Genomic DNA, 6,271 nt, shown 5'->3' with positions numbered 1-6,271 from the left:
AGCAGGAGCCGGTGGACGCCCACGCCGCCCCCGAGCGCGGACCACCCGAGGGCTTCGATCCCCAGCAGCGCGGCCACCGTCGCCAGCCCACGCCCCACGCTCCGACGCCACCCCTGGACCGGCGCCTTGTGGAGCCACCAGAGCGCGCCGCCGGCCGCCATCAACCCCAGCGCCACGCCCGGCACCATCACGCCCGTGCGCGTCGAGGAGAGGGCCACGACGAGGCTGGGGACGCCCAGCACCCAGCCCACAAGCACGAGCGCCCCCATCCCCACCGCGGACGCGCTCGCGACCGGCACCAGTCCGCCGAGCATCCACTGGAGCCGCTGGAGCGAGTCGCTTCGCGAGCGTCCCAGCGTCTGGGCATGCGACTCCGGTTTCGTCATGGAGGTGGGGCCCCCGCCGTCCAGGCGTGGGCCCGGCCGGGCTCTCTCCCCAGCGCGCCCCCTCCCGGGGCAGAGGCTCCGTGGCGGGCAGGGCCGTGAGCGCCAGGGAGCCTTCGCCAGGCACGCGGACAACCGGTGGACCCCTGGCCGTGCGGGGCCATCGCGCGTCCGAAGCGCGGTGGGTGCGCGAGCCTGACGCGGGCGCCCGCTCCCCGGGCTGCGTCGACGAAACCAGACAGGCGGCTGACGCGGACGGGGATTCGCATGGCGGGGCCAGACGGAAAGCTGGAGTCCCTTCGGGGGTCCGGCAACGCGCAGGACGCCCCAGCGGGACGGAAGGGCTGCCCGGCTGGCGGCCTTGATTTCAGGGCGGGCAAAGAAAAAGGGCGGCGCCCGGATGGACGCCGCCCCGGTTCAGCACATCAGGACTTCATCAGGTGCACATCAGCCACGAGCACTTGTTCGACTGGCACTCGCGCCCGGTGGAGCACAGCGAGCCCTTGGGACGCTTCTCCACGCACTTGCCGGAGTTGGTGCCCCAGCCGCAGAACTGGGTCGCGCCGCAGTGCGAGTCGGTGGTGCAGGAGCAGGTGCCGTTCAGGCCGCTGCAGCCGTCAATCGCGTTGCAGGAGCCACTGCGGCACTCCTGGTTGAAGCGGCACGTCTCCGCGACGTACTTGGTGGCGGGCGCGTAGGCCTTGCCGCAGATCTGCGGGAAGGCCGCCTCGCGGGTGGCCTTGGGGACGTAGGCCGCGACGCCGCCGGTGTCGATGTCGTTCGCCGCGTCCGCCATGCCGGAGCGGGCGCCGTTGGCGCGCTCCCACATCCGGATGTAGTTCTCCGACGAGCCCTCCAGGCCGCTGGTGTTGACGCCCAGCTGCTTGAGGTCCTTCACCACGTCCGGCAGCAGGCCCACGTGGGCCAGGCCGTAGATGTCGAAGTCGGTGCCCAGGCGGCCCGGGCCGGAGACGCGCTGCTGCTCGCGCTGCGCATCCGCCTCCGCGCGGAAGCCGGCCGAGCACGCGCCGAAGTCACCGAAGCGCGGGCGCGTCTGCTGGATGAACCCGTTCAGGTCCGCGCCGAAGCCCATGTTGACCTTGAGGCCCTGGCGGCCGAACTCGTACGCCTGCGCGAGCGAGCGCGTGGAGCCCTGGCAGGAGTTGGCGACGGCGGTGCGGGTGTAGTCGCGCGTCTCGTCGTGCGCGGTGCGCAGGCCAAACATGCCGCCCGTCTGGCGCACGTAGCGCACCACCCAGGACGGGGTGGTCTTCTCGTTGGCGGCGAGCGCCGGGTTCATGATCTCCCGGAAGTGGCCGTGGGAGATCATCAGCGGATACCAGGTGTTCGCCTGGGACACGGCATACGTGTCCTGCACGCTCTTCTCGGACATGTGGGCGATGTCGATGATCATCCCCTTGGCCATCATCTCCTGGACCAGCGCCTTGCCGTCCGCGGTGAGGCCCTTGGTGTTCTTGCAGTTCGCGTCCACGTCGAAGCCCAGCGTGAAGCCGGAGCCGGTGAGGCCGCAGTCCGTGTCGATGTGACAGTTCTCCAGGAACTGGGCGACCTGGAAGATGGCGTTGTGGGGCGCGGCGCCGCCAAAGCGGTTGTCCAGCTGGTGCACGGGCTGCAGCGAGCGCACGCCCAGCGAATAGACGCGGTTCAGCTCCGAGCGCCAGTCCTTGGTGCCGAACAGCTTGCTGGACTCGATGGAGAGCACCATCGCCAGCTTGCCGGAGGCGATGATCTGCCGGGCATGCGCGGGTGACAGGGCGATCTCCGCCCAGTCGGTGCGGGCATCGAAGTCGCGGGCCATCTGGAGCTGGACGTCCACGTCCATCATCTCGTCACAGGGCCGCTTGAGGTTCTGGTACGGCAGCGCCTTGCAGAGGAACTCGTTGCTGACGAGCGACACCATGACCAGGGACATGCCGCCCTGGCGGGCCTTGTTGAGCCAGCCTTCCCACGCCTGCTGGTGCGCGATGGTGTCCCAGCGGGGCCACTGGGTGTTGACGTCCTTGCGGCCCAGGTGCAGGCCGGTGTCGCCCTGCGTGCCTTCGACCTGACCGATGACCTCCGAGGCCAGCGCGCCGCCGACGCCGAAGACATCCGACAGGATGGGCACGCCGCCCAGGTTCACGCTGCCGGAGTTGGGACAGAGGTTGAGCATGTCGCGCAGGTCCATGCGGACCCGAGCATGGTCGCTCTCCGGCTCACCGCCGTCACAGCTCGCGAGCGTGCCGGTGTGGCTGCCGTGGAACCAGCCGCCGCCGAAGGCCTCCTCGGCGAACATGTGGTGATGCATCTCCGCGAAGCCGCCCACGGCCAGCGGCTGGGCGACCTCCGCCGGGGCCTCGGCTTGCGCGGACGGAGACTCGTCGGAGACGGGGCCACAGCCCAGCGCGAGCGCGGAGGCCGCGAGGACTGGAGAGAACAGACTGCGGGGACTGAAGCGGGAACGACGTGACATGCGGTGCACCTTTCTTGGGGGGAAGGCTCACCGGGCGTATCAGCAATAACACCGAGCTAGCAATTCTGGCGGGCTATACGCGGTATCGCGTCACACAGCATCTGGCTCCTCTCCCACGACGACGCCCACCATTTCTTCCTCGCCGAGAAACTCATTCTTGAGAGGAAAGCGAAGCATGGCTTCCATCTGCTGGAAGAGCGCTTCGCCAAGCAGTTGCTCCTTGCGCCAGCGAGCCGCCGCGAGGCGCAGGCTTGGCTTGTACTGACCCGCGAGGATCCATTGACGCATGGCGTCCAGCGTCGCGAGGCGTGCTTCGTCGCAGCCCTTGCGCAGCGCGTCCACCGAGGACAGTACCCACTCTTCGTTCTTGTCCAGCGCGGGCTTCTGCCGCTGCGCCCGGACGATCTCCGCCACGCCGGAGAAGAGCCGCCGGGCGCCCTCCGCCAGCGTGTTCGCACGCTGGCGACATCGGACCGCGTGCACGACCTCTGTCACATCTGCCTTCTCGGAGTGTTTGAAGAGCAGATCCAGCCCCGCGACGTCCGCGACGCGCTCCAGGCCCGTCCCATCCTGTTCGCGCCAGAACGCCCAGTACCACCCCAACCGCGTGGCGACGACGCCGGGGAGACGCGACCGGGTCGCCGCTCTCCGGCCCGGGCGCAGCGCCCGGATCCGGGCATAGCGGGCGGGCTCCATCTGCTGGATCGTCAGGATGCGTTCGGCATGGCGGCCGAGCGCATCCATCTCATCGTGCGCTTCGGCCTTCTCCAGGGCCTTTCCCGCATAGATGTCCAGGACGCCATCAACGTCGGGACGCTCCTCCAGCGGAAGAATGTGACTGTCTTCACCAAAGACCTTCAAAAACTCCTGGATGCGCCGCCGGAGGACTTGCTCAAGTCCGAGGTTGGTTTCCAGTGCCCGCTCCGGCAGGAAGCTGGAGATGTGGATCTCCTCGTTGAGACTGCCCAGGCGGTCGATGCGACCCGCGCGCTGGATGAGCCGCACCGGATTCCAATGCAGATCGTAATTGATGAGGGTGTCGGCATCCTGGAGATTGATGCCTTCACTGAGCACATCCGTGGAGATGAGCAGGTCGATCTGCTGCGTTTTCGGCACCTCGGAACGACCACGCCCGGGATTGGCCCTGGGCGCGAAGCGACGAGCAATCTCTCGCACGTTTCCGCTGCTGCCCGTCACCTTCGCCACGCTCCCATGTTCCCCCTGGAGATGCTCATGGAGGAACTCCGCCGTGTCGGTGAACTGCGTGAAGATGAGCGTGCGGTGCTGCCGGGGTGAGCGCGTCGCCAGGTAGGCCCGCAGCCGCGCGAGTTTCGCATCCGCTGCGGGAGACTGCTGATGCATCGCGCCCCAGAGTTCTTCCACCCGCTCCAGGTCGGCCGTCAGGGCGTTGCGCAACCGGTCTACGTGGAACATCCCGGAAGGCATCTGATCGCCTCCCGGGGTCGACTCGCCCTCGTCCTCGACGTCCGCGACGACCTGGACAAAGCCCCCCCGGAGGTTCTCCAGCGCGCGTTGGAGCCGCGCCCGAAGGCGTTCCAGGGAGGCGCGAAACGCGGCCTCGCTGGACTCCAGCCGCTTGAGAAGAAGTACCTTGAAGAGCCCCCGAAGGCTCTGCCCTGCCTGGCGGAAGCCAACCATGCGGGAATCATCACGGTGCATCTCCAGCACATAGGCGGCCAGCCCGTAGAGAGGGTACTCCATGCTGCCCAGCAGGTGGATGATCCGGTCATACAGGCCGGTGCCGTACGTGTCCTCGATCCGGTAGCGCAGACACTGCTCCGGCCCGGAGACGCGCGTCGGGAACCGGATGGGAACCCAGTCGTAGCCCCCGGTGGGCTTTTTCACCGGGAGCTTCGCGTCCTTGTAGTGGTTCTGGATGAAGCGACGCGTGCGTCGCACCACCACATGCTGGAGCACGTTGGTGAGCGACTCCCTTCCCGCCTCCACCGCCTTGAAGAAGTCTTCCAGGGACTCTCCCGGGAAGGGCAGCCGCGTGAAGTTTTCCGGGAAGAGCTTCATCTGCTGCATCACGTCCCGTGGGCTGTTGTTCTGTGGCGTCGCGGAGAGCAGCAGCACCTGCCTTCGTGAGGGGACGTTGTTGGGGTGCAACCACTCCCAGATCCGCTCGTAGCGACGCGTCGTGGGGTTGCGGAAGTTGTGGGACTCGTCCACCACCAGCACCTGCCGCTGGCTGTACTGGGGAAGGTCCTCCAGTCGCCCATGGGACAGGACGCGTAAGTTCACTCCGAACTCCTCACCCAGGGCCTGCCACGTCGGACACACGGTGGGCGGAGCAATCACCAACGCGTGGCGGTCCATCGTGTCCTGGAGATAGCGCAGTAGGGCCATGGCAATGTATGTCTTTCCCAGACCCACGACATCCGCCAGGAAGACCCCACCAAAGCGCCGCAGGATTCCTTTCGCCTGTTGGTAGGCCGCCCGCTGGAAGGTCGTCATCACTTCCAGCAAGGGATTGCTGTCGGTCAAATCGGCGCCCTGGAGCATCTCCAGGAAGAACTCGGAGAGGACCTTGAGATACATGTCCTCCGCTCCGATCATCGCCCCGGCCCAGGAGCCCTCCAACAACGCCTGGACGTCCTTGGAGATGTCCTCCGATTCCGCCGCGCGGAGCCGGAACCATTCGCGGGCCCGCTCATGCACCGCGCCCGTGAGCGCCAGGTCCAGCTCCGCGCCAGAAGGCCGGTGCAAGGTGCCCCGGGTGATGGGCCCTGCGGGAACAAGGCTGCCCTCCGGGCGACTGATGAGCCGGCTGAAGAGCGGACCCGGCTGATAGTGGAAGACACGAGCCTCGGCGGAGGAAAGTTTCCGGATCCACTCCCCAATGCGACCTTCCCATTCCGCCGTCTGGGGCAGTCCGTCCAGCTGTCCACCGAACGCTTCCAGAAGCGCGTTGCGGTGGGCATGCGTCACCCTGGCGGGAAGGCCCGCATGCGGTTCCCGCGCCAGACCCGCGTGTCCTTGAGGAGGCTGGGCCAGCAAGCCCGGGGCCGACAACAAGAGGTCCATTCGCGGCTCGGCCTGGAAGATTTCCAGGACATCCGTGCGCAGCTCCCCTGCCGAGACGAGTGTCGCACCGTCCCTGTCCAATGTGCTCATGAGGCGCTTCCTCTCTCCAACCAGGCACTCATCGATGAAGCCAGGAGCGACACTTCGGGCTCCGGCTCGGCGGGGGAGCTGGAGTTCGCGCTCAGCCATACGGCAACGGGGACCTCCAGGAGGGACACCTCATCCGCGCCACCTGCGGGTGCGACAACGGGCCCAAGGGGCAACGGCGTCACCAGGATCAGCTCCGGGCGGGAGGGCTCTGGAGAAGGGAGCGGCTCGGGAGCGGTTTCAAGGCTGGCTCTTATACACATCTCCGAGCCCACGAGAC

2 protein-coding genes and 1 pseudogene are annotated in these 6,271 nt (G+C 67.5%); all 3 read right to left on the bottom strand.

Annotated features, from left to right (window positions below; all coding sequences use genetic code 11):
- Positions 1-386 (bottom strand): annotated as a pseudogene (locus tag D7X74_RS38330) (hypothetical protein); the annotation flags it as partial.
- Positions 387-819: 433 nt separating this feature from the next.
- Positions 820-2,856, bottom strand: coding sequence for a membrane dipeptidase (locus D7X74_RS38325; RefSeq protein ID WP_120537913.1), 2,037 nt, complete (start codon positions 2,854-2,856; stop codon positions 820-822).
- Between the two features lie 90 nt (positions 2,857-2,946).
- Positions 2,947-5,994: a helicase-related protein gene (locus D7X74_RS38320; RefSeq protein WP_158622354.1), complete on the bottom strand. Its 3,048-nt coding sequence runs from the start codon at positions 5,992-5,994 to the stop codon at positions 2,947-2,949.
- Positions 5,995-6,271: the final 277 nt, after the last annotated feature.

This window comes from Corallococcus sp. CA047B (assembly GCF_003612065.1).
Taxonomy (GTDB): domain Bacteria; phylum Myxococcota; class Myxococcia; order Myxococcales; family Myxococcaceae; genus Corallococcus; species Corallococcus praedator.
Note: the sequence above shows the minus strand (reverse complement) of the source record. Positions and strands in the feature narration are given on the sequence as shown.

Bases quoted from the DNA above. Each gene is read 5' to 3' on its own strand.
- D7X74_RS38325 (WP_120537913.1), bottom strand. From the start codon at position 2,856: ATGTCACGTCGTTCCCGCTTCAGTCCCCGCAGTCTGTTCTCTCCAGTC.
- D7X74_RS38320 (WP_158622354.1), bottom strand. From the start codon at position 5,994: ATGAGCACATTGGACAGGGACGGTGCGACACTCGTCTCGGCAGGGGAG.